The following is a 24,341-nucleotide window of genomic DNA, read 5'->3' as shown; positions in this document are numbered from 1 at the left end:
TCGTGTTGCTGATCGGTACGCGGATCCTGACGCGTGCGGTGCCCCCTGCAACAGAGACAGCGGGCGTTCTTTACCAATCCGATAAACGGTATAACTCGCCCGGTGAGCGGATCAGGCCAGTCGGCCCAAGGCCTCGTCGAGCGTCCGGCGCAGCCGCAGGGCGTCCGGCGCCACCGCCGTGACCAGCACGGCAGGGCCCACGAGGGGCGTGAGCGCGGCCGTCCCGGCCTCGTCGAGCAGGGCGGCGGCCGGCTTCTCCGTCTCGAATTCCGGGCGTACGACGACCAGTTGGCCGAGCGCCCGGTGCCCGGCGAGCACGGCGGGGCCGTCCCAGCCGCCGGGCGCGCCCGGACCGCACGCCAGCTCCTGGTCGAGCAGCGGACGCCCGGCCCGGTACACGGTGAGCCTGCTGGTGAGCCGGCCCGGCTCCTCCGCCACGCGCCCGAGCACCTGCTCCTCGCGCAGCACGAGCCGCGCGCCCGCGGCGAGTTCGGCGCGCGTGTGGACCCGCAGATCGCTCCCGCCCGCTGAGATCAGCTGTTCCGGCAGCCAGTCGAGGCGGGCCCCGTCGGCGACCTCGATCCGTACGTCGTACTGGGCCGGGTCCTTGGCCTGCCCCGGCAGGGCGATGGTCGCGGCGATGGAGCCCACGTGCAGGTGGGCCCCCTCCTCGGCGCGTGCCTCCACGGTGAGGTGGTCGCCGCCGAGCGGGCCGCTCATGGCGCCGACGAGCATCACCCGGGACTCGGCGGGCGCCGCGCCGCGCGTACGGCGCAGCGCGAACGAGCCCTCGCCCGCCATGACGGGCAGCGCGGTCCCGCCCCGGCCGTCGCCGCGCGCGACGATCCGGGCGGTGGACCGGACTCCGGCGCTCACGCGGTCCACGCGGCGAGCTGCGAGCGCACCCAGGCGGCCACGTCCCCGACGCCGACCTCGGAGCGCAGGGACTGCAGCACGACGGGGAGTTCGGCGCGTGCCTCCTTGGCGTCGGCCTCCATCCGGGCCAGGTCGGAGCCGACGTGCGGGGCGAGGTCGGTCTTGTTGATGACGAGCAGGTCGGCGGTGGTGACGCCGGGGCCGCCCTTGCGCGGGATGTCGTCGCCGCCCGCGACGTCGATCACGAAGATCTGCGCGTCGATGAGGCCCTTGGAGAAGGTGGCGGTGAGGTTGTCGCCGCCGGACTCGATGAGGATCAGGTCGAGCGGGCCGACCTCGTCCTCCAGGTCCTCGACGGCCTCCAGGTTGGCGGAGATGTCGTCGCGGATCGCGGTGTGCGGGCAGGCGCCCGTCTCCACGGCGGTGATCCGCTCGGGCGGCAGCACGGCCTCGCGCAGCAGGAACGCGGCGTCCTCACGCGTGTAGATGTCGTTCGTGACGACGGCGAGCGAGAGCTCCTCGCGCAGCGCGCGGCACAGCGCGGCGACGGTGGCTGTCTTGCCCGAACCGACGGGCCCGCCGAGCCCGATGCGCAGCGCCCGCCGGGTCCCGTCGGGCCGGTGGGCATCGGCGGAGACGGCGGAGGCTTCGTCGTGGTGGTGTCCCAGGTGCATAGAAATCACAACTCCAAGGTGAGGATTCGCCGTTCCGACTGGCGTAACGACCAGCCCGTCCGGCGATTGAGGACAAGGGGGTCCGGGGGCGAAGCCCCCGGGGTGCGGCGGGCCGACGTCGTCTAGGACGCGAACAGCCGGACGGGCCAGGCCGCATGCGCCTCCGCGCCGATCTCAAGCAGCGGCGCCGACCCCGCGGGCAACGCATCGACACCGAGCTCGACCGCCCGCCGCGCCGCCTCCACCGCATCGGCCACCACCCGGTCGACCTCCGGCGCGAGCCGCGCCAGCACCCCGGTGGCGTCGAACGGATCGAGGCTCAGCAGCCGTACGACGGCGGTGGCGGCCCCGCTCACCCCTTCGTACGCGGAGCAGTACGCGGCGTCCTGCGCCCCGAGCCCGGCCGCCCGCGCGGCGAGCCCGAGCACGACGGGCTGGTGCGCCCCCTTGGGGAACTGCCGTGCCAGGGCGTCGAGTTCGGGATGCGGCCAGGTGGCACGCGCGGCCCGCATCATCTGCCGCCCGAGCTTGCGTGCGGCGACGCGCAGCGCGGCCGACGGCGTACGCGCGTCGGCGGCCGTGTCGAGCGCGACGGGGTCGATGCCGAGCGCGGCCGCCGCGGCGAGGGCGGCGGTCACGGCGCCGCTGGTGTGCAGGCGGCCCCGGCAGAACTCCTCCAGGCTCGCCGCGCCGGTGATACGGCCCGCCTTGACCGCGGCCTCCGCCCCGCCGGAGTGGGCGTGCCCACCGGCGGGGAAGCGGCCGTCGGCCAGGACGAGCAGTGCGGCGCGCGTCATGACGTACGCACCCGGCTGGTGAGAGTCCGCATCAGAACAGGAAGTACCGCTGCGCGAGCGGCAGTTCGGCGGCGGGGGCGGGCTCGACGAGCTCGCCGTCGATGGTCACGGCGAACGAGTCGGCGGCGACCTCGACGCGCGGCAGGGCGTCGTTGTTGACCATGTCGGACTTGCCGCGGCCGCGGGTGGAGTGGATCGGCACGAACGACCGTCCGAGCCCGAGCCGCTCCGGCAGCCCGTCCTCGATCGCCCACTCGCTGGTGAAGTTGACCGAGTTGGCCTGCGGCGCCTTGCCGTACGCCCCGTACATCGGGCGCGGCAGCACCGGCTGCGGCGTCGGGATGGACGCGTTTGCGTCGCCCATCTGCGCGTACGCGATCTGTCCGCCCTTGACGACGAGCTGCGGCTTCACGCCGAAGAACTTCGGGTCCCAGAGCACCAGGTCGGCGAGCTTGCCGGGCTCGACGGAGCCGACCTCGTGGTCGATGCCCTGCGAAACGGCGGCGTTGATCGTGTACTTGGCGACGTAGCGGCGGGCGCGAACGTTGTCGGCGCGGGTGTCGCCGGGCAGGAAGCCGCGGCGGCGCTTCATCACGTGCGCCGTCTGCCAGGTCCGCATGATGACCTCGCCGACGCGGCCCATGGCCTGCGAGTCCGAGGACATGATGGAGATGGCGCCGAGGTCGTGCAGGATGTCCTCGGCCGCGATGGTGGTGGGCCGGATGCGGGACTCGGCGAAGGCCAGGTCCTCGGGCACCGCCGGGTTGAGGTGGTGGCAGACCATCAGCATGTCGAGGTGTTCCTCGACGGTGTTGACGGTGTGCGGCCGCGTCGGGTTCGTCGACGACGGCAGCATGTTGGGCAGCGACACCGCGGTGATCATGTCGGGCGCGTGCCCGCCGCCGGCGCCCTCGACGTGGAACGCGTGCAGGGTTCGTCCCGCGACCGCGTCGAAGGTGTCCTGGACGAAGCCCGCCTCGTTCAACGTGTCGGAGTGGATGGCGAGTTGGACGCCGGACTCCTCGCAGATGTCGAGACAGGCGTCGATCACCGCCGGGGTCGCGCCCCAGTCCTCGTGGATCTTGAAGCCGATGGCGCCGCCGCGCAGCTGGGCGCGCATCGAGTCCTTCGACATGGTGTTGCCCTTGCCGAGGAAGCCGATGTTGACGGGGCTGTTCTCCATCGCCGCGAACATCCGGGCGAGGTGCCACGAACCGGGCGTGATGGTGGTCGCCTTGGAGCCCTCCGCGGGGCCCGTGCCGCCGCCGACGAGCGTGGTGACGCCCGAGGCGAGGGCCTCGTCGAACTGGGTCGGCGAGATGAAGTGGATGTGGGTGTCGATGCCGCCCGCGGTGACGATCTTGCCGTTGCCCGCGATGATCTCGGTGTCGGGGCCGAGGACGAGGTCGGGGTGGACGCCGTCCATCGTGTCCGGGTTGCCGGCCTTGCCAATGGCGGTGATGCGGCCGTCGCGGATGCCGATGTCGGCCTTGACGATGCCCCAGTGGTCGATGACCACGGCTCCGGTGATGACGGTGTCCGGGGTGCCGTCGGCGCGGGTGGCGCGCGACTGGCCCATGGACTCGCGGATCACCTTGCCGCCGCCGAAGACCGCCTCGTCGCCGGAGAGGCCGGGCCCGCCGGAGCGGTCCTCCTCGATCTCGACGAGCAGGTCGGTGTCGGCGAGGCGGATGCGGTCGCCGGTGGTGGGGCCGAACAGATCGGCGTAGGCGGCGCGGGACAGCTCAGGCATCGAGGGCACCTCCGGTCTCGCCGCGCAGGCCGGTGACAATGCGACCGCCTGCGAGGGCTACGAGTTCGACGTCGACGGGAATGCCGGGCTCGAAGCGAACGGCGGTGCCCGCGGCGATGTTCAGCCGCTTGCCGCGGGCGGCGGCGCGGTCGAAGTCGAGGCCGGGGTTGGCCTCGTAGAAGTGGTAGTGGGAGCCGACCTGGATGGGGCGGTCGGCGGCATTGAGGACCGTCATACGTATGACGTCGCGGCCCTCGTTGTATACGACGGGTTCGTCGGCGAAGAGGATCTCTCCGGGAATCATGGCTTCCGCTCCCCCGTCAGACGATCGGCTCGTGCACGGTGACGAGCTTGGTGCCGTCCGGGAACGTCGCTTCGACCTGGACGTCGTGGATCATCTCGGGGATGCCGTCCATGACCTCGTCACGGGAGAGCAACTTGCGGCCGGATGCCATGAGTTCGGCGACCGTGCGCCCGTCCCTGGCGCCTTCGAGAATGTGCGAGGTGATCAGGGCGACCGCCTCGGGATGATTGAGCTTGAGACCCCGGGCCCGACGCTTCTCGGCGACGTCGGATGCCACATGGATGAGCAGTCTTTCCTGCTCGTGCGGGGTCAGTTGCACGATCCACCTCACAGTCCTTCATGCCGGGCCGTGCGGGCCCGGCTGCCGCGGCCACCGCGACGGGTCTAGATGTAACACACACGGAATACGGACACCTGTGCGGACCCCTGCCCCTGAAAGGGGCCGATGACCTGGAACTGAAGGCTAATTCAGCGGAGTTTCAACGGCGTTAACCGACGCTTGACCGTCTTATTGCTGAACGCCGGGCGCACTACCCGATTTCGGAGCCGCGGTGCTCGGCGGCAATACCGAACCTTTGCTGTTCGCCCGGAGCGGACGCCAGGGAGCCAATCCGTGACACAGACGTGATCACAGGTTCATCCACGGAGTCCCCGACGGGCTCCCCCGCCGCCTCGAGTCGCTCCAGGTCGGAGGCCGAGACCAGGGCGACGAGCGGCTTGCCGTGCCGGGTGACGACCACGCGCTCGCCGCCGTAGACGACGCGGTTGATCAGGTCGGCGAGCTCAGCCCTGGCCTGCGTCACCGGAATCTCGTAGCCCATGCCCACCATCGTACGTCATGTACGTCCTGTACATTTTTAGAGAAGCGCGCACCGCAGCCAGACCTGAAGCAGCGCCTTGAGGAGGCCCCCATGCCCCGTCCGTCCGGCCGCTACGTCCTGCCCGAGTTCACCGAGCGCACCAGTTCGGGCAGCCGCACCCTCGACCCCTATTCGAAGCTTCTGGAAGAGCGCATCGTCTTCCTCGGGACGCCGGTCGACGACGTCTCGGCGAACGATGTGATGGCGCAGTTCATGCACCTCGAGTACCTGGACCCCGACCGGGACATCTCCCTGTACATCAACTCCCCGGGCGGCTCGTTCAGCGCGATGACCGCGCTCTACGACACGATGCGGTTCGTCGGCTGCGACGTCGCGACGACCTGTCTGGGGCAGTGCTCGTCCGTGGCCGCGGTGCTGCTCGCGGCGGGGACACCGGGCAAGCGGATGACGCTGCCCGGCGCGCGCGTGGTGATCGACCAGCCCTCGCTGCCCGAGCCGGCCCAGGGCCAGCCGAGCGACCTCGAGATCTACGCGAGTGAACTCACGCGCATGCGCGACCAGTTGGAGGAGCTGCTCGCCCGGCACAGCGGACGCACCAAGGAACAGGTGGGCGCGGACATCGAGCGGGACACCGTGCTGACGGCCGAACAGGCCCTGGAGTACGGCCTGGTGGACCACGTCGTGGAGAACCGGACCGCCACCCTGCGCTCCCCCGGCGCGAGGTGATCGGCCGATGTATCCGCCCGAACTCCCGCCGCTGCCCGCGCTGACCCGCGCCGAGTGCGAACTCGTGGACCGCTATCTGGAGGTCGTCGATCTCGTCGCGCGGATCAACCCGGCCCGGGGCGACGACACCTACAGCGGCCTGCGCGCGGCGCAGGCGCTGGCGAGCAGGGCCGTCGAACTGCGGGACGCGCTGAACCTGATGCACCAGAGGGGCGAGAGCCGCATGCACGCGAGCACGCTGGCGCGGGCGCTGCGCGTCCTGGACGGGGAGCGGCGAACCAATCGGGTCACGCTTCCTTCAGAACCGGTCGGTTGAAGTCGGTTCGAGTCAACCGGAGCCGCAGAGCGTTCACCGGACATCCGAGCCGCCGGACCGCGACCCAAACGACCCAGACGGGGTACCCCGGACGGCCCAGCCTCCGGTACGCAAATGAGCCCGGCAAAGTTGCGTACGCGTCGTAGGCGGCCGCCGGAATATGGCCTTCCGCCGCTGGTACGGGCCTCGTCGGGCCTCGGCGGGCAGGGGCGAAAGCCGCACCGTCCACCCGAACGGGTCAAGCGTGACGAGCCTCACTTACCGCCGGTTCACCACGGTTTTCGCCTCGGCCGTGCGTGAAGATCCGTTGCGACGACAAGCCCCCGCCACCGCGGCGGGGCGGTCCGCACGGACGCCGAGTCCTGCCAGCGTGCGGATGCCAGGTCGACAGGAGTGCATCGGCAGGAGTGGAGGACCCGAGCACGACGGGCCCCCGCCGCACCTCGTCAGAGGCCGCGCCGGACGGTCCTTGGGGTGAAGCCGCGGTACGCGGCCGGGCAACTTCGCCACCCGAACCCGACAGGTCATCCTTCACAGGCGGTTGACGAAGGGTTGCGCATGACTGCGCTGAATCGTGTTCCGTCGCTGCTGACCCGGGCGGGTACCGCTTCCGCCCTCTCCCTCGCCGTCGCCGGCGGGGGGCTCATGGTCCCGGGCGCCGCATCCGAGGCATCGGCGGCGACGGCATCGGTCAAGGCACTGCAGGTCGCCGCGTCCAAGAAGGGTGCGCCCTACAAGTGGGGCGCCGCCGGGCCGCACCGGTTCGACTGCTCGGGGCTCACGCTCTACTCGTTCAAGCGGGCCGGCAAGAAGCTGCCGCGCACCGCGGCCCAGCAGTACAACCGGACCAAGCACATCTCCAGGTCCCATCGCTCACGTGGTGACCTGGTGTTCTTCCGCTCCGGCCGGAGCATTTACCACGTCGGCATCTACGCCGGCAAGGGCCGCATCTGGCACTCCCCGAAGACCGGTTCCGTGGTCCGTCTGGAGCGGATCTGGACGAACAGCGTGCTGTACGGCCGGGTGCGGTGAGGCGCCGCGCTCGCGCTTGAGCGTGCCGCGAGCGGATACTCGTAAGGGATGAATGAGCGCAACGAAACGCCGCTGGAACGCGCCGATCGGAACTTCGGTGAGCTCCTTCAGGAGCTCCGGGTCACCCAGACCGGTGTGCAGTTCCTGTTCGCGTTCTTGCTGACGCTCGCCTTCACTCCCCGGTTCCCGTCGCTCGACACGGTCCAACGGACCACGTACGTGACGACGCTGCTTCTCACGGTCATCGCGGCCGCGCTGTTCACGGCGCCGGCCGCGGTGCACCGGGTGCTGTTCCAGATGGGCGCGAAGCGGCGGATCGTACGGGTGTCCTCACGGCTCGCCGCGTACGGGATGGCGGCGCTCGTGCTGGCGCTCACCGGGTCCGTGCTGCTCGTGGTCGATGTGACCGTCGGCAGGGCCGGCGGGATCGCCGCGGGCGTCGGGGCGTTCTGCATCTGTGCCGGGCTGTGGGGGCTGCTGCCGTGGCTGATGCGGCGGGCGGTCCTCAAGCGGGACGACTGACCGAGGCCACCCAGGGCAGTGTGATCCACACCGTCTTGCCGCCCTCCGGGGTCGGCCGCACCGTCAGGGTGCCGCCGCACTCCGCGGTGAGACAGCGGATGATGACCATCCCCCGCCCGTTGTCCTGCTGGACCGCGGCCGGCAGCCGCTTGGGGTAGCGGGGATGGCTGTCGGTGACGCCGATGCGCAGCTGCTCGTCGCGCTCCAGCTCCATGTCGACGGTGAACGTCGGGGACTGCCCGAGGGTGTGCTGCACCGCGTTCGTCGCGAGTTCGGACACGATCAGGCGGACGGTGTCCGCCGCGTCGGTGCCGGACGCCATGCCCCACTCCGCGAGAACCGACGCGACGTACCTGCGGGCGGACGAGACCGAGGCGGGATCGCTCGGCAGGGTGACGGATGCTTCCTGATGGTCTGCCATGGCGACGTGTCCCTTTCCCGCCGAGGTGGCTCGTCCGGCCTCGCGGATCGCTCGCGCGCGGGCCCCGGCAACTGCTTCGCGCCAGATTGCCACTTGGACGTCCCACTGTGGTGCCGATCCCCCAAGATATGCATATATCTGTCGCTCGATGCGGTGAACTCTGCGCCGGTGGACCGTATTTGGGCCGGGACACGCTCCGTCCTCTACCGTCGGCTCAGACACGCGTCCCGTGCGGGCCGGGAGGGAGCCCGGCCGGGTGGCGCGAGGAGCCCGAGGAGTCCTCCATGAAATACGGTCCCGCGGTACGCCGCCGCAAGCTCGGTGCCGAATTGCGGACGCTGCGCGTCCAGGCCGGCCTCACGAGCGGGGAGGCGGCCCGGCTCGTCGGCTGGCACCAGTCGAAGGTGAGCAGGATCGAGACAGGGCGCAGTGGCGTGAAGCCTTCGGACGTGCTGCGGCTGCTCGACGCCTTCGAGGCCCGCGATCCCGGGATCCGGGAGCTGCTGGTCGCGCTGGCCGGCGGGGACGAGGCGGGCGGGCACCACTGGTGGCACGCGTACCGCGGTCTGCTGCCGCCCGCCTACCGCGATTTCATCAGTCTCGAGTCCCAGGCGTGCCGCATCAGGACTCTGGAGACGAGCGTCGTACCAGGGCTTCTGCAGACACCCGAGTACGCGCACGCGGTGACACGTTCCGTGCTGAACGGGGCGCCGGACCGGCACATCGACGCGCTGGTGGAGGTGCGGCTCGCACGCCAGGACGTGCTGCGCGCCGATCCTCCGCTGCGGCTCACCGCGGTGCTCGACGAGGCGGTGCTGCGCAGGGAGGTGGGCGGGAACGGTGTGCTGCGGCGGCAGTTGACACATCTGGCCGAGGCGGCGGCGATGCCGCATGTCCGGATCCAGGTGCTTCCGTTCGCGTCCGGTGGTCATATCGGCCTGACAGGGCCTTTCGTTGTGTTCTCTTTTCCGAACACATCTGATCTGGATGTGGTTGTTCTCGACCATTTGACGAGTAGCCTCTACCTCGAACGGAAAGAAGACCTCAAGGCGTACACGGACGCCTTTGACGCTCTTCTGCTCCATGCCAGGTCACCCGAGGATTCGCTGGAATTCATCGCAAAGATTGCCGGGTAAACGAGGACGCCGACACCTCGTCGTGCGCCGGCACCGCGTGAGGAGGCACCATGACCATTGCCTGCAGTACGTCGCTGAGCGGAGTCCGATGGCGGCGCAGCAGCCGCAGCACGGGCGCCAACAACTGCGTGGAGACAGCCCCGTTGAGGACGAGCGGGACGACCGGCCTGCTGGCCGTCCGCGACTCCAAGCACACGGCGGGGCCCGCGCTCCTGTTCACGTCCCGGTCCTGGCGGAGTTTCGTCAACTCCCTGCGGTAGCGGCCCCGTTGGGGGCAGTGCGGCTGATCACCCGGACGGCCTCGGCGACCTCGGTCGCCGTGAGGTCGGCGCGGGCGGTCAGTCGCAGCCGCGCGATGCCGTCGGGCACGGAGGGCGGCCGGAAGCACCCCACCGAGAGTCCCGCGTCCCGACAGTCGGCCGCCCAGCGGACGGCCGCGTCGGGCGAGGGGGCGCGCACGGAGACGACCGCGGCGTCGGGGCGCACAGCCAACAGCCCTTCTTCACTGAGCAGTTGATGCATGGACGACGCCACGTGCCGGGCGCGCGCGGCGCGTTCGGGCTCGCGGCGCAGCAGTCGCAGCGCCGCGAGGGCCGAGCCGCACGCGGCCGGGGCGAGACCCGTGTCGAAGATGAAGGTGCGGGCCGCGTTCACGAGATGGTCGATGACGTGGGCCGGGCCGAGGACCGCGCCGCCCTGGCTGCCGAGCGACTTGGACAGGGTGACACTGACGACGGTGTCGGCGGCGCCCGCGAGACCCGCCTCGTGCGGGACGCCGCGCCCGCCGGGACCCACCACACCGAGCCCGTGCGCGTCGTCGACGATCAGGCCCGCACCGAACTCCCTTGCCGCCCCTGCCAGTTCGGCGAGGGGCGCACGGTCGCCGTCCACCGAGAACACCGAGTCGGTGACGACGACGCTCGGCCCCTCATGCGTGCCGAGTGCCTTGCGGACGGCTTCCGGGTCCGCGTGCGGAGCCACTTGAGTGGCACCGCGGGCGAGCCGGCACCCGTCGATCAGCGAGGCGTGGTTGCCCGCGTCGGACACGATCAGTGAGCCGTGCGGGGCGAGCGCGGTGACGGCGGCGAGGTTCGCCGCGTACCCCGAGGAGAACACCAGGGCGGCCTCGAAACCGCAGAACTCGGCGAGTTCCCGCTCCAGGCGGGCGTGCAGTTCGGTGCTGCCCGTCACCAGGCGGGACCCGGTGGCCCCGCCGCCCCACCGGCGCGCGGCGGCGGCCGCGCCCTCGACGACCTCGGGGTGCCGAGCGAGGCCCAGATAGTCATTGCTCGCGAGGTCGAGCACCGGGCTGTCCGCGGGGCGCGGGCGCAGGGTGCGGACGAGTCCCGCGGCCTCGCGGGCGCGCCGCTGTGCGCCGATCCAGCCGAACGCGGGTGTGTGGGGCGTGGCCATGTGTCCCTCTGCGAGTCCGGCAACGGGTGAGCGGTGCTTTGTAGGTAATGCACAGACACTAGCGCCCGCGCCACTTGGGCAGGGTGTGGCAATACCCACACGCCGTACGCCGTCCTTTGTAGAGAGTCTCCTTTCCCCGAGAGCACGGGATAGGTAAGGATCAGGGCCCATGGACCTGCTGAACACGCTGGTGGACAAGGGGCTTCGGCGCGAACTGCCGAGCCGTGAAGAGGCGCTCGCGGTACTCGCGACGTCGGACGACGAACTGCTCGATGTGGTGGCCGCGGCCGGCAAGGTGCGCCGCCATTGGTTCGGGCGGCGGGTGAAACTCAACTATCTGGTGAACCTCAAGTCGGGCCTGTGCCCGGAGGACTGCTCGTACTGCTCGCAGCGCCTGGGTTCGAAGGCGGAGATCCTCAAGTACACGTGGCTGAAGCCCGACGAGGCCTCGAAGGCGGCGGCCGCCGGGGTCGCGGGCGGCGCCAAGCGGGTGTGTCTGGTGGCGAGCGGGCGCGGGCCGACGGACAAGGACGTGGACCGGGTCGCGAAGACCATCGACGCGATCAAGTCGGAGAACGAGGGCGTGGAGGTGTGCGCCTGCCTCGGCCTGCTCGACGAGGGCCAGGCGGAGCGGCTGCGCGGCGCGGGGGCGGACGCGTACAACCACAACCTGAACACCTCGGAGGCGACGTACGGCGACATCACCACGACGCACACCTACGCGGACCGCGTCGACACCGTGAGGAAGGCCCATGACGCCGGGCTCTCCGCCTGCTCCGGCCTGATCGCGGGCATGGGCGAGCGCGACGAGGACCTGGTCGACGTCGTCTACGGGCTGCGCGAACTCGACCCGGACTCGGTGCCGGTGAACTTCCTGATCCCGTTCGAGGGGACTCCGCTGGCCAAGGAGTGGAACCTGACGCCGCAGCGGTGTCTGCGGATCCTGGCCATGGTGCGGTTCGTGTGCCCGGACGTGGAGGTGCGGATCGCGGGTGGCCGCGAGGTGCACCTGCGCTCGATGCAGCCGCTCGCCCTGCACATCGCCAACTCCATCTTCCTGGGCGACTACTTGACCAGCGAGGGCCAGGCCGGGAAGACCGACCTGGACATGATCGCGGACGCCGGGTTCGAGGTGGAGGGCACGGAACAGGTGACACTGCCCGAGCACCGGGCCGTGGGTGGCTGCGGTTCGACGTGTGCGCCGGCACCGGAGACCGAAGGCGAGGCCACCACCGAGACCGAAGGGGCTCGCACCGACCTCGTCGCCGTACGCCGCCGGGGCGCGGGGACGGATCTGGCGCCCAATGCCTGAGCTGAACGTGGCCGAACTGCTCGACCTGGACCGTCGCCACGTCTGGCACCCGTACGGCCCGATGCCCGGCACACAAGCTCCCCTGGTCGTCGAGTCGGCGGCCGGGGTGCGGCTGCGGGTCGCCGGGCACGGCGAGCTGGTGGACGGCATGTCGTCGTGGTGGTCGGCGATCCACGGCTACGGGCACCCGGTGCTCGACGAGGCGGCGCGCGGCCAGTTGGGGCGGATGAGCCATGTGATGTTCGGCGGCCTGACGCACGAGCCGGCGGTCCGGCTCGTGGAGCGCCTTGTCGACATGTCACCGGAGGGCCTGGAGCACGTCTTCCTCGCCGACTCGGGGTCCGTGTCGGTCGAGGTCGCCCTGAAGATGTGTCTGCAGTACTGGCGCTCGCTCGGCAGGCCCGAGAAGCGGCGGATGCTGACGTGGCGCGGTGGCTACCACGGTGACACCTGGCAGCCGATGTCCGTGTGCGACCCGGAGGGCGGGATGCACGGGCTGTGGGCCGGTGTGCTGCAGGAGCAGATCTTCGTGCCCGAGCCGCCGAGCGGCTTCGACGCGTACGACGAGTCGTACGCGGAGCGGTTGCGGGAGGCGATCGGCCGGCACGCGCACGAGGTGGCGGCCGTGATCGTGGAGCCGGTGGTGCAGGGCGCGGGCGGGATGCGCTTCCACTCCCCCGCGTATCTGCGGGTCCTGCGGGAGGCGTGCGACGCGCACGACGTCCTGTTGGTGTTCGACGAGATCGCCACGGGATTCGGGCGGACCGGCGAGCTGTTCGCGGCCGGGCACGCGGGGGTGACGCCCGATGTGATGTGCGTCGGCAAGGCGCTGACCGGCGGCTATCTGACGATGGCGGCGACCCTGTGCACACCTCGGGTCGCCGAGGGGATCTCGCGGGGCGAGGTGCCGGTGCTCGCGCACGGGCCGACGTTCATGGGGAACCCGCTGGCCTCCGCCATCGCGTGCGCGTCGATCGACGTGCTGCTCGAGCAGGACTGGCGCAGCGAGGTGAAACGGATCGAGACGGGTCTGAGTGACGCCCTGTCAGCAGCCTGGGACGTGAAGGGAGTTCGGGACGTACGCGTCCTGGGCGCCATCGGTGTCGTCCAGCTCGACCACGAGGTCGACATGGCGGCGGCGACGCGGGCCGCGGTCGCGGAAGGTGTGTGGCTGCGGCCGTTCCGGGACCTCGTCTACACGATGCCACCGTATGTGACGGGCGACGAGGACGTGGCACGCATCGGCCGTGCGGTGTGCGCGGTCGCCGCCGCTTCGAGGGAAGGGTGAGTGCCCCGATGGGTGTGCTGGTGGTGACCGGGACCGGGACCGAGGTGGGCAAGACCGTGACGACGGCCGCGCTGGCGGCCGTCGCGGCGCGGGCCGGTCGTTCGGTGGCCGTGCTCAAACCGGCGCAGACGGGCGTCGCGCCCAGGGAGCCGGGAGACGTGGACGAGGTGGTGCGGCTCGCGGGGGACGCGGTGACGGGCGTCGAGCTGGCGCGGTATCCGGAACCGCTCGCGCCGGGGACGGCGGCGGCGCGGGCCGGGCTCGCGCCGGTGCGGCCGGAGCAAGTGGCCGAGGCCGTCGAGAAGTTGGCGGCGTCGCACGACCTCGTGCTGGTCGAGGGCGCGGGCGGCCTGCTCGTCCGCCTCGACGCGGAGGGCTCGACGCTGGCGGACGTCGCTGGGCTGCTCGCGGCGCCGGTGCTCGTGGTCGCCGCGGCGGGCCTCGGCACGCTGAACTCCGTGCAGTTGACGGGTGAGGCCCTGCGCTCGCGTGGCCTTCGCCAGGCGGGTGTCGTCATCGGCAGCTGGCCCCGGGAGCCGGGGCTCGCGGAGCGCTGCAACGTGGCGGATCTGCCGGTGGCAGCGGGGGCGGAGCTGCTGGGGGCGGTGCCGGCGGGTGTCGGGACGATGTCACCCGAGGCGTTCCGGTCCGGGGCCGGGGAGTGGCTGGGGCGGGAGTTGGGCGGGGTGTGGGACGGGGCCGAGTTCGCACGGCGCGCGGCTTCCGGGGAGCCCGAGCGCCCCTGAAGGGTGCGCGGAACCGAGGGCCGGGCAAGAAGGAGGGAAGGGGGCGCGGCCACTCGGAGGAGGCGTCATCGTGGGCAAGGCACAGGCAGTGTTCGCCGGCAGGACCAGGGCCAGGGCCCGCGGGGACGCCGTCCGGCACCCCGTGTTCGCGCGGTACTACGCACAGGCCGTCGCGCGCGTCGAGCCCGTGATGGCGCCCGTCCGCAGCGAGCTCGTCGCCGGGCTCAGCGGGCGCGTGCTGGAGATCGGCGCCGGGACCGGGATCGGCTTCGGGCACTATCCGTCCACCGTCTCCGAGGTCGTCGCCATCGAACCGGAGCGCACACTGCGCCGCATCGCCCTCGACGCGGCGCGGCGCGCGGACGTGCCGGTCGACGTGGTGCCGGGCGCGGCGGAGGCGCTGCCCGTGAAGAGCGAGGCGTACGACGCCGTGGTGCTCAGCACCGTGCTGTGCAGCGTGCAGAGCGTGGACCGGGCCCTGCGGGAGGTGCGGCGCGTGCTGCGTCCCGGCGGAGAGGTCCGGTTCTTCGAACATGTGCGGGCCCCGGGGCGCGGCATGCGCCTTGTGCAGGGCGCCCTGGACCACACCGTGTGGCCGCTCTGTGTCGGGGGCTGCCACCTGCGGCGGGACGCCCTCGGCTCGCTGCGCGCGGCCGGATTCGAGCTGGGCGCGCACCGGGCGCTGACCATGCCGGGGCACGGGCCCCGGCAGCCGATGTCGTACTGCGTGCTGGGCACGGCCAGGCGCCCGGCGGACTCCGGGGACCGGCCGTAGCCTCACAGGCACCAGGTGCGCAGTTCCTTCTCGATGTCGTCGAGCGTCGCCGTGCCCGTCTTCACCAGGCGCGCCAGGTCGCGGATCTGCTCGGGCGACGTGACGATCTTCAGCCCGCTGGCGACGAGGTACGCGTAGGCGACGGCCGTCGCGTACATCACGTTCGAGCGCTCCAACGCCGGTACATGGATGAGGAGTTGGAGGAGGGCCCCCGCGCGGGCGTGCGGCGAGTCGTACACCGGCACGTCGAATATCGCGGCCCGGTGGCGGGCGACGGCGGACACCAGGGCGCCCCAGTCGGTGACCTGCGGGTCGCCGGGGGTCTTCTGCTCCGCGACCATGAGCAGCCAGGCGAGGTCGATGGTCAGATGCGGCGGCGGTGACGGCTGAGGCGACTGTGGTGGCTGTGGCGGTTCACTCAACGGGACGGCGCCGGCCTTCCGTGTCCGCGCCGAACTCCTCGGCGAACACCGATTCGTACTGCTTCATGAAGTCCGCGGCGGCGTCGACGAAGGTCCGTCCCTGCTCGCCCGCGTCGCGCCGCACCAGCTCCTCGATGTACCGGTTCACGCTCACCCCTTGGGCGAGCGCGCGCTCGCGGGCGGCGCGGGCGGTGCCCTCTTCCACCCTGACGTTCAGCTGCGTCTTGGCCATGCCTCCACGCTAGCGCCGTTCCGCTAGCACCGGCAAGACGCCGACGATCGATCGTCTGTGCCTCTCCACACCTTTGATCTCCGGCTGTACTCTCGCGGGCCGGACGGGACGGGACCGGCGGATGAGCGCGAAGGGGCCCTCATGCCGATGGACAGGCCGGACGACACACCGAACGCCGCCGCGGCCACGGGCCGTGGCACATACCCCGAGCACTGGCTGCGCGTCTGGAGCCACCGCGAGGACCTGCTCCGGGTCGCGCGGCGCGGATCGATGACCCCGGAGGACGCCGAGGACGCGGTGCACGAGGCGATGCTGCGTGCGGCGGAACGGCCGGGCCTGGACGACGAGCGGCTCGGCGGCTGGCTCACGACGGTGACGATGCGGCTGTGCGCCGACCGGCAGCGGCAGGTCGCGCGGGAGGCCGAGGCGCACCGCAGCCCGACGCTGGCGGCCCCGGGCCCCGTGCCCGTCGACGAGGCCGTGTGCGACCGGGACGAGGCGCGCTGGCTCGCGGCCCGCAGCGCCCGGCTGCCCGAGCGCCAGGCCGAGGCGCTGCGGCTGAAGTCCGAGGGCCTCGACGTGGGCGAGGTCGCCCTGCGGATGCGGCTCGGCCACCGGACCGTCGAGTCGCTGCTCGCGCGGGCCCGGCGGACCTTGCGCTCCACCTTGGCGGGGACGCTGGGCCTCGCGGCGTTCCTGTGGGCGCGCGGCAAGCTCGTCGCGACCGGCCCCGCGCAGGCCGTGGCGGTGTCCTCGGCGACGGGCGGCCTGGTGGCGGCGGGGTTCGTGCTCCCGTACGCCGCCGAACACACCAGCCCTCGGCCGCCTGCCGGGCCACCAGCGGCCGAGGCACCCGCGGGGGACGTGCCGTCCGTGCGTGCTCCCCGGCCCGCCTCCGCGCTCCCCCGCGCCGGAGCGACGCGGGCCGCCCACCGACAGGCCGCTGCACCGTCCGAGCACGCCAGCCCGGGTCCGCGTCGGAGTCCGAGCCCGAGTCCCACCGCCGAGGAGTCTTCGCGGGGGCTGCCGTCGGTGCCGCTGCCTTCCGTTTCCGTGCCGCGGATGTCGGTGTCCGGCGTACGGCTGCCGTCGGCGGCGGGTCCCGAGGCACGGCTGCCGTCCGTGACGGTGTCGCCGCCGCTGACCGTGAGCCGCACCGGTGACGGCTGGAAGGTGAGCGGCGTGGACGCGCGCTGAAGGCCCGTTGTCAGTGCGAGCGGCTATCCTCGGACCCGATGTCGAGCCTTCGAGCCCGGCGCACAACTGACTTACTACGTAAGGGAGTTGGGGTGGGGGGAACGGGTGTGGTCAAGGATGCAGCCGTCGCCGCGCGGGCCAGGGGCCTGACGAAGGCGTACGGCTCCGGCGAGACGCAGGTGCTCGCCCTCGACGCGGTGGACGTGGACATCGCGCGCGGCCGGTTCACGGCCGTGATGGGCCCCTCGGGTTCGGGGAAATCCACTCTGATGCACTGCCTGGCGGGGCTCGACACGGTCTCGGCGGGACAGGTGTGGCTGGGGGAAACGGAGATCACGGGTCTGAAGGAGCGCGACCTGACGCGGCTGCGGCGCGACCGCGTGGGCTTCATGTTCCAGTCCTTCAACCTGATCCCGACGCTGAACGCGGCGGAGAACATCACGCTGCCGATGGACATCGCGGGCAAGTCCCCGGACGAGAAGTGGCTGGAGCAGGTCATCGACACGCTCGGCCTGCGGGACCGGCTGAAGCACCGGCCCGCCCAGCTGTCCGGCGGGCAGCAACAGCGCGTCGCGTGCGCGCGGGCGCTCGCCGCGCGCCCCGAGCTGATCTTCGCGGACGAGCCGACGGGGAACCTGGACTCGCGGGCGGGGCTCGAAGTCCTCGGATTCCTGCGCCAGTCGGTCGACGAGCTGGGGCAGACGGTGGTCATGGTGACCCACGACCCGGGCGCCGCCGCCCACGCCGACCTGGTCCTCTTCCTCGGTGACGGCCGACTCGTGGACGAGATGCGGGAGCCGACAGCCGAGGCCGTCCTGGAGCGCATGAAGCGGTTCGACGTCGCGCGCCAGGCCGTCGCCGAGAACCCGGGCCCCCGGGCGTAGCCATGCTGAAGGCGACGCTACGGAGCTTCCTGGCGCACAAGGGGCGCCTCGTCCTGTCCGCGCTCGCCGTCGTCCTGTCGGTGGCGTTCGTCGCGGGCAGCCTGATCTTCTCCGACACCGTGTCGCGCACCTTCGACCGGCTCTTCGCCTCGACGTCCGCGGACGTGCGGGTGGGGCCCAAGGAGGACGACTTCGACGAGTCGGTGCCGTCGGGCACGGTGCGTACGGTGCCCGCCTCGCTGGCCGGGCGGATCGACGGGGTCGAGGGTGTGGCCGCGACACACATCGACGCCGGGGTCGAGAACATCACGGTGGTCGACCGGCACAACAAGTCGGTGGGCCCGACCACCGGCGCCCCCACGATCGCCACCAACTGGGAGCCCACGGACCGCAGTCCGGTGCGTCTGACGTCGGGGCACGCACCGCGCGGACCCCGCCAGGCGCTGCTCGACGCGGACACGGCCGACAAGAAGCACGTGCGCATCGGGGACCCGCTCACGGTGCTGGCCGAACCCGGCTCGTTCAAGGTCGAGGTCGTGGGCATCGCCACGTTCCGTACGACGAACCCGGGCGCGGCCCTCCTCTTCCTGGACACCGGCACCGCGCAGCGCCGGCTGCTGGGCGGCACCGACCGGGCCACGAGCATCGCGGTGGACGCGGCGCCGGGCGTCGCCGACGCGACGCTCAAGCGGCGGATAGGCCAGGAGCTGGGCGGGGCCTATGACCTGAAGACGGCGGACGAGGACGCGAAGTCGGCCGCCGAGGACCTGGGCGGATTCCTGGACGTCATCAAGTACGTGATGCTCGGCTTCGCCGGGATCGCCGTGCTGGTCGGCGTGTTCCTCATCGTCAACACGTTCTCGATGCTGATCGCCCAGCGGACCCGGGAGTTGGGGCTGCTGCGGGCGCTCGGCGCGGACCGCAGGCAGGTGCGGCGCTCCGTCCTTACGGAGGCGGTGCTGCTGGGCCTCGTCGGCTCGGCGACCGGGTTCGCGCTCGGGGTGGGGCTCGCCGTCGGTCTCATCAAGCTGATGGGCGTCTTCGGGATGAACCTCAAGTCCACGGAGATGGCGGTGGGCTGGGGCACCCCTGTCGTGTCGTTCGCGGTGGGCGTCGGGGTCACGTTCGTGGCGGCGTATCTCCCGTCGCGGCGCGCGGCCCGCGTCTCCCCGATGGCGGCGCTCGCCGACGCCGAGATCGCGGGCGTGGGGCGGCCGTTGCGGGTGCGGGCGCTGGTGGGCTCGGTGATCGGCGCGGCGGGCGCCGCGGCGCTGATCGGGTGCTGGACGGCGGACGAGACGGGGACGGCGGCCTCGCTGCTCGGCCTCGGCATCGTCCTGACGCTGATCGCGACGGTCGTCGCGGGGCCCCTGCTCGTACGGCCCGTGATCCGGGTGCTCGGCGGCGCGTTCCCCGCGGTGTTCGGTTCGGTCGGCCGGATGAGCCAGCGCAACGCGCTGCGCAACCCGCGCAGGACGGGAGCCACGGCCGCCGCCCTGATGGTGGGGCTCGCCCTGGTGGCGGGGATGTCGGTGGCGAGCGCCTCCATGAGCAAGTCGTTCGACCAGCAGATCGACGACACGCTGGGCGCCGACTTCACCGTGCAGAACACGAACTTCATGCCGTTCCCGCGGGAGGTCACCCGCAAGATCCGGGCGACGGACGGTGTGGGCCAGGTCGTGCGCCAGCGGTTCACCGCGCTCGCCGTGCGGATGCCGGACGGGAAGCGGGTGAAGACGACGGCCGCCGGCTGGGACCGGCGCGTCGACGACGTCGCGCGCGTGAAGTACGCGCGGGGCGGCAGCGCCACGGGGCTCGCCCCCGGACACCTGCTGCTGCAGAAGGAGTTCGCCGACGAGCACGGGGCACGGATCGGCAGCGTCCTGCCCGTGGAGTTCCCCGGCGGGAAGCGCACCGAGCTGACCGTGGGCGCCCTGACCGACCAGGAGGCCAACGACTTCGGCATGTCCGGCGGCTTCGCGATGGGCATGGCCACGCTGACGAAGTACGCGCCGGGCGGCCAGGACTCGGCGGTGTACGTGAACGCCTCCTCCGGCACCTCGCCCGATGTGCTGCGCGAGCGCCTGGAGAAGACGCTCGATCCGTATCCGCAGGTGCAGGTGCGCGACCTCGCCGACTACAAGGAGCTGATCCACGGGCAGATCGCGGTGCTGCTGTATCTGGTGTACGCGCTGCTCGGCCTGGCGATCGTGATCGCGGTGCTCGGCGTGGTCAACACCCTGGCCCTGTCGGTCGTGGAGCGGACGCGGGAGATCGGGCTGCTGCGGGCGATCGGGCTCGCGCGGCGCCAGTTGCGGCGCATGATCCGCCTGGAGTCGGTGGTGATCGCCGTGTTCGGGGCGGTGCTCGGGCTCGCGCTCGGCCTCATATGGGGCGTGGTCGCGCAGCGGGTGCTCGCCCTGGAGGGCATGAAGGCGCTGGCGATCCCGTGGCCGACGATCGTCGCGGTGGTGGTCGGATCGGTGGTCGTGGGTCTCGCGGCGGCGCTGCTGCCGGCGCTGCGGGCCTCGCGGCTGAACGTGCTGGCGGCGATCGCGCACGAGTAGCGAAGGCGGACGTAGGGTCGGCTGCGGCAACTGTCCACGTGGCGAGGGGAGTTCACGGAGATGAGTACGGAAGGTTCGCGGGCGGCGCGCCCGTTCCGCTTCGGCGTCAATCTGGTCACGCCCGCGCCGGACGACGCGTGGCGTGCCAAGTGCCGGCGGGCCGAGGAGCTCGGCTACGACGTGATCCTCGTGCCCGACCATCTGGGCGCCCCTTCGCCGTTCCCCTCGCTCGTGGCGGCGGCCGAGGCGACGAGCCAGCCGAAGGTGGGGACGTTCGTCCTCAACTGCGCGTTCTGGAACCCGGTGCTGCTCGCCCGCGAGATCACCACCACCGTCGCGCTGACCGGCGGTCGTCTGGAACTCGGCCTCGGTACCGGCTACGTGCGCGAGGAGTTCGAGCAGGCCGGCCTGGAGTGGGGCACACCCGGCAGCCGCGTCGACCATCTGGAGCACACCGTCGCGGAGCTCGACCGGCTGCTGTCCGCCCCCGACCAGGGCCCGCGGCCCCCGCTCCTGATCGGCGCGAACGGCGACCGGATGCTGCGGATCACCGCCGAGCACGCCGACATCGCCGCGTTCACCGGGGCCCGCGCATCCAGCGGGAACGCGGGCGGTCTCGAACCGCTGACCGGTGACGAGCTGGACGGGCGGGTCGCCACGTACCGGAAGTTCGCCGCCGACCGCACGGAGAGCGCCGAACTCAATCTGCTCGTGCAGCTGGTGGCGGTGACGGACGACCGGCCCGCCGCCGTCCAGCCGCTGCTCGAGCATCTGCCGCACCTCACCGAGGAGCAGGTGCTCGACTCCCCGCTGCTGCTCGTCGGCACCGTCGAGCAGATCACCGAGCAGCTCCTGGAGCGCCGTGAGCGGTTCGGGTTCTCGTACTTCACCGTGCTGGAGCCGTCCATGGAGGCGCTCGCGCCGGTGATCGCGGAGCTGCGGGGCCGCTGAGCGTCCGGCATGTGGAATCCGCGGCGCCCGGCGGCCGACGGTGGTGGGATCCCGACCATGAGTGATCTTCGTATCCGTGCCGCAGGACCCGCCGATCTCGACGCCGCGCTCGCGTTCTGGAAGGAGGCCGCGGAGGGCACCAGCATCAGCGACGACCGCGCGGGCGTCGAGCGCCTGGTCGAGCGGGACCCCGAGGCCCTGCTGCTCGCCGAGCGGGACGGGGAGCTCGTGGGCACGGTCATCGCCGGGTTCGACGGCTGGCGCTGCCATCTGTACCGGCTCGCGGTGCATCCCGGGGCCCGGCGTCAGGGCATCGGGTCCGCGCTGCTCGCGGCGGCGGAGGAGCGGTTCGTCGCCCTCGGCGGGCGGCGCGGGGACGCCATGGTCCTGGACCGGAACGAGCGGGCACGGCATGCCTGGAAGGCGGCCGGGTACGCGCAAGAGCCGCAGTGGTCGCGCTGGGTGAAGCCGCTCCCCGCCTCCGACGCGGTCGACGGCTGAGCCGCCCCGCGGCCGGAAAAATCGTTTTGCCGGTCCTTTACCATGGATGGGTCACCCGAACTCTCTCGAGACTCTCTCGAGCTCCTCGAACTCCATACGAAAGGTGTGAGCGTCCGCCCATGGGCGAGCCTCCCAGTCCCCGTTTCGTCCCCCCGCGCGGCTCCCGCGAGCGCGCGTCCGTCCCGCCCCTGGCCGACCATGGGACGGAGGTGACGTCCCGATGACCGAAGTACTGCTGCTCGCCGTCGCAGTCCTGCTGTCCCTGGCCTGCGGCGCCTTCGTGGCGGCGGAATTCTCGCTCACCACCGTCGAGCGCGCGGACCTCGAAGAGGCCGTCGAGCGCGGTGAGCGCGGCGCGGCCGGCGCCCTGCGGGCCGTACGGAACCTCACGTTCCAGCTCTCCGGCGCCCAGCTCGGCATCACCGTCACCAACCTGGTCGTCGGCATGCTCGCCGAGCCGTCCATCTCCAAGCTCCTGTCGGGGCCGCTGGAGTCCCTCGGCCTCTCCGAGGGAGCCTCGACCTCGGTGGCCCTGGTGCTCGGCACCGCCCTGTCGACCGTGTTCCTGATGGTCGTCGGCGAGCTGGTGCCGAAGAACTGGGCGATCTCCTCGCCGCTGGCCGTGGCGAAGAAGGTGGCGACGCCGCAGCGCTGGTTCAGCGCGGCGTTCCGCCCGTTCATCACGCACCTCAACAACACGGCGAACCGGCTGGTGCGCCGCTTCGGCATCGAGCCGACCGAGGAGCTGGCCTCCGCGCGCGGCCCGCAGGAGCTGATGGCGCTCGCCCGGCACTCCGCGAAGGAGGGCGCCCTGGAGCCGGACACCGCCGAGCTCTTCGTACGCACGCTGAACCTCGCCGACCTGACCGCCGAGAACGTGATGACGCCGCGCGTCCAGGTCATGGCCCTCGACCTCCAGGCCACCTGCGAGGACGTGGCGAACGCGACGCGGGCCACCGGCCTGTCCCGCTTCCCCGTCTACCGCGGCAGCCTCGACTCCGTCGTCGGCGTCGTGCACATCAAGGACGTCCTGGCCGTGCCCGACGAGCAGCGGGCCCGCAAGGGCGTCTCCGATCTGCTGCGCGAGCCGCTGCTCGTCCCGGAGACGCTGACCGTCGACCGGCTGCTCGACCGGCTCTCCGGCAAGCGGACGATGGCCGTCGTCATCGACGAGTACGGCGGCACGGCCGGGGTGGCCACCCTGGAGGACATCGTCGAGGAGGTCGTCGGCGAGGTCCGCGACGAGCACGACCCGCACGAGACGCCCGACATCGCGGCCGCCGGCACCGACCCGGAGGGCCGGACGCTGTACTCGGCCGACGGCGCCGCCCGCACCGACCAGCTCGCGCGGGTCGGACTGCGCGCGCCGGACGGACCGTACGAGACGCTGGCCGGGCTCGTCGCGACGGAGCTGGGCCGGATCCCTGCCATCGGTGACAGTGTCGACGTCACCGGGTGGCGGCTCGACGTCGTGGACGCGCACGGGCACCGCGCGGCCCGCGTCCTGCTGCACGCGCCGCTGATCCTGGACACCGAGGAACGCAGGACGGCGGACGAGGAGAAGGGCGGCCGGACGGCCGCGAAGGCCAGGGCGGCGCACAGGTCCGCCAGGGCCGACAGGGCCTCGCACGAGAAGGGGGCGGCCCGATGACCGCGATCCAACTGCTCATCGGCCTGGCGACGCTGTTCGTCAACGCCTTCTTCGTCGGCGGCGAGTTCGCACTGATCTCGGTGCGCCGCAGCCAGATCGAGCCGTACGCCGAGGAGGGCGACCGGCGCGCGCGCAGCGTCATGTGGGGCCTCGAACACGTCTCCGCGCTGCTCGCCGCGGCGCAGCTCGGCATCACGCTGTGCACGCTGGTGCTCGGCATCGTCGCCGAGCCCGCCATCGCGCATCTGCTGGAGCCCGCGTTCGACTCGGTCGGCGTGCCGCACGGCCTGGTCCACCCGATCTCGTTCGTGATCGCGCTGACCGTGGCGACGTATCTGCACATGCTGCTCGGCGAGATGGTGCCGAAGAACATCGCGCTCGCCGAGCCGGTGCGCTCGGCGCTGCTGCTCGGCCCGCCCCTGGTCGCCGTCGCGCGCGCCCTGCGCCCGGTGATCTTCGCGATCAACGCCTTCGCGAACGGGCTGCTCAAGCTGCTCCGCGTGGAGGCGAAGGACGAGGTCACGGCGACGTTCTCGGACGACGAGCTGGCCCGCATGGTCAAGGACGCCTCCGAGGCGGGCCTGATCGACGACCGCGCGCAGGAGCGGCTGCACGACGCGCTGGAGCTCGGCCGCCGCCCCATCAAGGACGTCGTCCTGCCGATCGAGAAGGTCGTCTACGCGCGCGTGGGCGTCACGCCGGAGGAACTGGAGCGGCTCTCCGCCGAGTCCGGTTTCTCGCGCTTCCCCGTGGTGGACGAGGGCCGGCGGATCGTCGGCTACCTCCATGTGAAGGACGCCCTGGACGCGACGCCGCGCGATCTGCCGTTCCGGGTGCCGGAGATGCGCTCCATCGCGCGCGTGCGGGAGACGACGCCGCTGGACGACGTACTGACCGCGATGCGCGGCAGCCGTACGCACGTCGCGGCGGTGCTCGGCGCGGACGGCCGGCTCGCCGGTCTGGTGACGATGGAGGACGTGCTGCGGGAGCTGTTCGGCCAGCCGGTGTGAGCCCACTGCGGGGC

Annotated in this window: 28 protein-coding genes and 1 riboswitch; of the genes, 17 read left to right on the top strand and 11 right to left on the bottom strand. The window is 71.9% G+C overall.

The annotated features are described in order from the left end of the window. Positions 1-111 precede the first annotated feature (111 nt). From ACFV9W_RS23895 to ACFV9W_RS23865, 7 genes are all read right to left on the bottom strand, one after another. A complete protein-coding gene (locus ACFV9W_RS23895; protein ID WP_385764133.1) occupies positions 112-876 on the bottom strand; it encodes an urease accessory protein UreD in 765 nt (254 codons plus the stop codon). After that, positions 873-1,550 carry an urease accessory protein UreG gene (ureG, locus tag ACFV9W_RS23890; protein ID WP_385764131.1) on the bottom strand — a complete coding sequence of 226 codons (678 nt, stop codon included), beginning with the start codon at positions 1,548-1,550 and terminating at the stop codon, positions 873-875. The genes ACFV9W_RS23895 and ureG overlap by 4 nt, the downstream gene beginning before the upstream one ends. 122 nt (positions 1,551-1,672) lie before the next feature. Next, on the bottom strand, positions 1,673-2,347 hold the full coding sequence (locus ACFV9W_RS23885) for an urease accessory protein UreF (RefSeq protein ID WP_385764129.1): 675 nt from the start codon (positions 2,345-2,347) through the stop codon (positions 1,673-1,675). Between the two features lie 31 nt (positions 2,348-2,378). After that, positions 2,379-4,100, bottom strand: a complete 1,722-nt coding sequence (locus ACFV9W_RS23880; protein ID WP_385764127.1) for an urease subunit alpha — start codon at positions 4,098-4,100, stop codon at positions 2,379-2,381. Continuing rightward, positions 4,093-4,404, bottom strand: a complete 312-nt coding sequence (locus ACFV9W_RS23875; protein WP_385764125.1) for an urease subunit beta — start codon at positions 4,402-4,404, stop codon at positions 4,093-4,095. Before ACFV9W_RS23875 ends, ACFV9W_RS23880 begins: the two co-directional genes overlap by 8 nt. A 16-nt stretch (positions 4,405-4,420) precedes the next feature. Then, on the bottom strand, positions 4,421-4,723 hold the full coding sequence (locus tag ACFV9W_RS23870) for an urease subunit gamma (protein WP_385764123.1): 303 nt from the start codon (positions 4,721-4,723) through the stop codon (positions 4,421-4,423). 211 nt (positions 4,724-4,934) lie between these two features. Next, the gene (locus ACFV9W_RS23865) at positions 4,935-5,225 is read right to left on the bottom strand and encodes a type II toxin-antitoxin system Phd/YefM family antitoxin (protein ID WP_385764121.1); all 291 of its coding nucleotides are present in this window, start codon (positions 5,223-5,225) and stop codon (positions 4,935-4,937) included. 90 nt (positions 5,226-5,315) lie between these two features. Between ACFV9W_RS23865 and ACFV9W_RS23860 the strand changes: the two genes are divergently transcribed. From ACFV9W_RS23860 to ACFV9W_RS23845, 4 genes are all read left to right on the top strand, one after another. After that, entirely contained in the window at positions 5,316-5,951 is a 636-nt protein-coding gene (locus ACFV9W_RS23860; RefSeq protein ID WP_385764119.1) for an ATP-dependent Clp protease proteolytic subunit, read from the top strand. A 7-nt stretch (positions 5,952-5,958) separates the two neighbouring features. Further along, complete coding sequence (locus tag ACFV9W_RS23855) at positions 5,959-6,267, top strand: hypothetical protein (RefSeq protein WP_385764117.1); 309 nt, start codon at positions 5,959-5,961, stop codon at positions 6,265-6,267. A 343-nt stretch (positions 6,268-6,610) separates the two neighbouring features. Then, positions 6,611-6,822: riboswitch (cyclic di-AMP (ydaO/yuaA leader) on the top strand. Positions 6,823-6,825: 3 nt separating this feature from the next. After that, a complete protein-coding gene (locus ACFV9W_RS23850) occupies positions 6,826-7,299 on the top strand; it encodes a C40 family peptidase (RefSeq protein WP_385764115.1) in 474 nt (157 codons plus the stop codon). Positions 7,300-7,347: 48 nt separating this feature from the next. Continuing rightward, positions 7,348-7,821, top strand: coding sequence for a DUF6328 family protein (locus ACFV9W_RS23845; RefSeq protein ID WP_385764113.1), 474 nt, complete (start codon positions 7,348-7,350; stop codon positions 7,819-7,821). Here ACFV9W_RS23845 and ACFV9W_RS23840 read toward each other — a convergent pair. Beyond that, on the bottom strand, positions 7,805-8,242 hold the full coding sequence (locus ACFV9W_RS23840) for an ATP-binding protein (RefSeq protein WP_385764111.1): 438 nt from the start codon (positions 8,240-8,242) through the stop codon (positions 7,805-7,807). The genes ACFV9W_RS23845 and ACFV9W_RS23840 overlap by 17 nt on opposite strands. A 284-nt stretch (positions 8,243-8,526) precedes the next feature. Between ACFV9W_RS23840 and ACFV9W_RS23835 the strand changes: the two genes are divergently transcribed. Further along, on the top strand, positions 8,527-9,378 hold the full coding sequence (locus tag ACFV9W_RS23835; RefSeq protein ID WP_385764109.1) for a helix-turn-helix domain-containing protein: 852 nt from the start codon (positions 8,527-8,529) through the stop codon (positions 9,376-9,378). Between the two features lie 50 nt (positions 9,379-9,428). Next, entirely contained in the window at positions 9,429-9,638 is a 210-nt protein-coding gene (locus tag ACFV9W_RS23830) for a DUF397 domain-containing protein (RefSeq protein WP_385764107.1), read from the top strand. On the opposite strand, the gene ACFV9W_RS23825 is transcribed toward ACFV9W_RS23830, so the two are convergent. Continuing rightward, positions 9,622-10,791: an 8-amino-7-oxononanoate synthase gene (locus tag ACFV9W_RS23825; RefSeq protein ID WP_385764105.1), complete on the bottom strand. Its 1,170-nt coding sequence runs from the start codon at positions 10,789-10,791 to the stop codon at positions 9,622-9,624. The two genes, ACFV9W_RS23830 and ACFV9W_RS23825, sit on opposite strands and share 17 nt — an antisense overlap. A gap of 169 nt (positions 10,792-10,960) precedes the next feature. On the opposite strand from ACFV9W_RS23825, the gene bioB reads away from it, so the two are divergent. The 4 genes from bioB to ACFV9W_RS23805 all read left to right on the top strand — a co-directional run bounded on the left by bioB (position 10,961) and on the right by ACFV9W_RS23805 (position 14,912). Further along, positions 10,961-12,103 (top strand): biotin synthase BioB, encoded by a 1,143-nt coding sequence (bioB, locus tag ACFV9W_RS23820; RefSeq protein WP_385764103.1) that lies wholly within the window; start codon positions 10,961-10,963, stop codon positions 12,101-12,103. Beyond that, complete coding sequence (locus ACFV9W_RS23815; protein WP_385764101.1) at positions 12,096-13,391, top strand: adenosylmethionine--8-amino-7-oxononanoate transaminase; 1,296 nt, start codon at positions 12,096-12,098, stop codon at positions 13,389-13,391. The genes bioB and ACFV9W_RS23815 overlap by 8 nt, the downstream gene beginning before the upstream one ends. A gap of 8 nt (positions 13,392-13,399) precedes the next feature. Beyond that, a complete protein-coding gene (gene bioD / locus ACFV9W_RS23810) occupies positions 13,400-14,137 on the top strand; it encodes a dethiobiotin synthase (protein WP_385764099.1) in 738 nt (245 codons plus the stop codon). Between the two features lie 70 nt (positions 14,138-14,207). Then, positions 14,208-14,912 (top strand): class I SAM-dependent methyltransferase, encoded by a 705-nt coding sequence (locus ACFV9W_RS23805; protein ID WP_385764097.1) that lies wholly within the window; start codon positions 14,208-14,210, stop codon positions 14,910-14,912. Between the two features lie 2 nt (positions 14,913-14,914). Here ACFV9W_RS23805 and ACFV9W_RS23800 read toward each other — a convergent pair whose 3' ends face one another. Continuing rightward, the gene (locus ACFV9W_RS23800; protein ID WP_385764205.1) at positions 14,915-15,253 is read right to left on the bottom strand and encodes a fic family toxin-antitoxin system, toxin component; all 339 of its coding nucleotides are present in this window, start codon (positions 15,251-15,253) and stop codon (positions 14,915-14,917) included. A 73-nt stretch (positions 15,254-15,326) separates the two neighbouring features. Beyond that, the gene (locus ACFV9W_RS23795) at positions 15,327-15,566 is read right to left on the bottom strand and encodes a toxin-antitoxin system HicB family antitoxin (RefSeq protein ID WP_327664513.1); all 240 of its coding nucleotides are present in this window, start codon (positions 15,564-15,566) and stop codon (positions 15,327-15,329) included. Between the two features lie 141 nt (positions 15,567-15,707). On the opposite strand from ACFV9W_RS23795, the gene ACFV9W_RS23790 reads away from it, so the two are divergent. The 7 genes from ACFV9W_RS23790 to ACFV9W_RS23760 all read left to right on the top strand — a co-directional run bounded on the left by ACFV9W_RS23790 (position 15,708) and on the right by ACFV9W_RS23760 (position 24,327). Next, complete coding sequence (locus tag ACFV9W_RS23790) at positions 15,708-16,763, top strand: sigma-70 family RNA polymerase sigma factor (protein WP_385764094.1); 1,056 nt, start codon at positions 15,708-15,710, stop codon at positions 16,761-16,763. A 92-nt stretch (positions 16,764-16,855) separates the two neighbouring features. After that, positions 16,856-17,647 carry an ABC transporter ATP-binding protein gene (locus ACFV9W_RS23785; RefSeq protein ID WP_385764092.1) on the top strand — a complete coding sequence of 264 codons (792 nt, stop codon included), beginning with the start codon at positions 16,856-16,858 and terminating at the stop codon, positions 17,645-17,647. 2 nt (positions 17,648-17,649) lie between these two features. Further along, positions 17,650-20,214 (top strand): ABC transporter permease, encoded by a 2,565-nt coding sequence (locus ACFV9W_RS23780; protein WP_385764090.1) that lies wholly within the window; start codon positions 17,650-17,652, stop codon positions 20,212-20,214. A gap of 60 nt (positions 20,215-20,274) precedes the next feature. Then, a complete protein-coding gene (locus ACFV9W_RS23775) occupies positions 20,275-21,165 on the top strand; it encodes an LLM class F420-dependent oxidoreductase (RefSeq protein ID WP_385764088.1) in 891 nt (296 codons plus the stop codon). A gap of 57 nt (positions 21,166-21,222) precedes the next feature. Then, entirely contained in the window at positions 21,223-21,666 is a 444-nt protein-coding gene (locus ACFV9W_RS23770; RefSeq protein ID WP_385764086.1) for a GNAT family N-acetyltransferase, read from the top strand. Between the two features lie 220 nt (positions 21,667-21,886). Further along, the gene (locus ACFV9W_RS23765; RefSeq protein WP_385764084.1) at positions 21,887-23,317 is read left to right on the top strand and encodes a hemolysin family protein; all 1,431 of its coding nucleotides are present in this window, start codon (positions 21,887-21,889) and stop codon (positions 23,315-23,317) included. Further along, complete coding sequence (locus ACFV9W_RS23760; protein ID WP_385764082.1) at positions 23,314-24,327, top strand: hemolysin family protein; 1,014 nt, start codon at positions 23,314-23,316, stop codon at positions 24,325-24,327. Before ACFV9W_RS23765 ends, ACFV9W_RS23760 begins: the two co-directional genes overlap by 4 nt. Positions 24,328-24,341 lie beyond the last annotated feature (14 nt).

The organism is Streptomyces sp. NPDC059897 (assembly GCF_042730865.1).
Lineage (GTDB): Bacteria > Actinomycetota > Actinomycetes > Streptomycetales > Streptomycetaceae > Streptomyces.
The sequence above is the reverse complement of the archived record's forward strand: the minus strand, read 5'-3'. Positions and strand labels throughout refer to the sequence as shown.

What these genes read in the sequence shown, in the direction of transcription:
- ureG (WP_385764131.1), bottom strand. Translation starts at nt 1,550, where the DNA reads ATGCACCTGGGACACCACCACGACGAAGCCTCCGCCGTCTCCGCCGAT.
- ACFV9W_RS23885 (WP_385764129.1), bottom strand. Translation starts at nt 2,347, where the DNA reads ATGACGCGCGCCGCACTGCTCGTCCTGGCCGACGGCCGCTTCCCCGCC.
- ACFV9W_RS23880 (WP_385764127.1), bottom strand. Translation starts at nt 4,100, where the DNA reads ATGCCTGAGCTGTCCCGCGCCGCCTACGCCGATCTGTTCGGCCCCACC.
- ACFV9W_RS23875 (WP_385764125.1), bottom strand. Translation starts at nt 4,404, where the DNA reads ATGATTCCCGGAGAGATCCTCTTCGCCGACGAACCCGTCGTATACAAC.
- ACFV9W_RS23865 (WP_385764121.1), bottom strand. Translation starts at nt 5,225, where the DNA reads ATGGGCTACGAGATTCCGGTGACGCAGGCCAGGGCTGAGCTCGCCGAC.
- ACFV9W_RS23860 (WP_385764119.1), top strand. Translation starts at nt 5,316, where the DNA reads ATGCCCCGTCCGTCCGGCCGCTACGTCCTGCCCGAGTTCACCGAGCGC.
- ACFV9W_RS23855 (WP_385764117.1), top strand. Translation starts at nt 5,959, where the DNA reads ATGTATCCGCCCGAACTCCCGCCGCTGCCCGCGCTGACCCGCGCCGAG.
- ACFV9W_RS23850 (WP_385764115.1), top strand. Translation starts at nt 6,826, where the DNA reads ATGACTGCGCTGAATCGTGTTCCGTCGCTGCTGACCCGGGCGGGTACC.
- ACFV9W_RS23845 (WP_385764113.1), top strand. Translation starts at nt 7,348, where the DNA reads ATGAATGAGCGCAACGAAACGCCGCTGGAACGCGCCGATCGGAACTTC.
- ACFV9W_RS23840 (WP_385764111.1), bottom strand. Translation starts at nt 8,242, where the DNA reads ATGGCAGACCATCAGGAAGCATCCGTCACCCTGCCGAGCGATCCCGCC.
- ACFV9W_RS23835 (WP_385764109.1), top strand. Translation starts at nt 8,527, where the DNA reads ATGAAATACGGTCCCGCGGTACGCCGCCGCAAGCTCGGTGCCGAATTG.
- ACFV9W_RS23830 (WP_385764107.1), top strand. Translation starts at nt 9,429, where the DNA reads ATGACCATTGCCTGCAGTACGTCGCTGAGCGGAGTCCGATGGCGGCGC.
- ACFV9W_RS23825 (WP_385764105.1), bottom strand. Translation starts at nt 10,791, where the DNA reads ATGGCCACGCCCCACACACCCGCGTTCGGCTGGATCGGCGCACAGCGG.
- bioB (WP_385764103.1), top strand. Translation starts at nt 10,961, where the DNA reads ATGGACCTGCTGAACACGCTGGTGGACAAGGGGCTTCGGCGCGAACTG.
- ACFV9W_RS23815 (WP_385764101.1), top strand. Translation starts at nt 12,096, where the DNA reads ATGCCTGAGCTGAACGTGGCCGAACTGCTCGACCTGGACCGTCGCCAC.
- bioD (WP_385764099.1), top strand. Translation starts at nt 13,400, where the DNA reads ATGGGTGTGCTGGTGGTGACCGGGACCGGGACCGAGGTGGGCAAGACC.
- ACFV9W_RS23800 (WP_385764205.1), bottom strand. Translation starts at nt 15,253, where the DNA reads ATGGTCGCGGAGCAGAAGACCCCCGGCGACCCGCAGGTCACCGACTGG.
- ACFV9W_RS23795 (WP_327664513.1), bottom strand. Translation starts at nt 15,566, where the DNA reads ATGGCCAAGACGCAGCTGAACGTCAGGGTGGAAGAGGGCACCGCCCGC.
- ACFV9W_RS23790 (WP_385764094.1), top strand. Translation starts at nt 15,708, where the DNA reads ATGCCGATGGACAGGCCGGACGACACACCGAACGCCGCCGCGGCCACG.
- ACFV9W_RS23780 (WP_385764090.1), top strand. Translation starts at nt 17,650, where the DNA reads ATGCTGAAGGCGACGCTACGGAGCTTCCTGGCGCACAAGGGGCGCCTC.
- ACFV9W_RS23775 (WP_385764088.1), top strand. Translation starts at nt 20,275, where the DNA reads ATGAGTACGGAAGGTTCGCGGGCGGCGCGCCCGTTCCGCTTCGGCGTC.
- ACFV9W_RS23770 (WP_385764086.1), top strand. Translation starts at nt 21,223, where the DNA reads ATGAGTGATCTTCGTATCCGTGCCGCAGGACCCGCCGATCTCGACGCC.
- ACFV9W_RS23765 (WP_385764084.1), top strand. Translation starts at nt 21,887, where the DNA reads ATGACCGAAGTACTGCTGCTCGCCGTCGCAGTCCTGCTGTCCCTGGCC.
- ACFV9W_RS23760 (WP_385764082.1), top strand. Translation starts at nt 23,314, where the DNA reads ATGACCGCGATCCAACTGCTCATCGGCCTGGCGACGCTGTTCGTCAAC.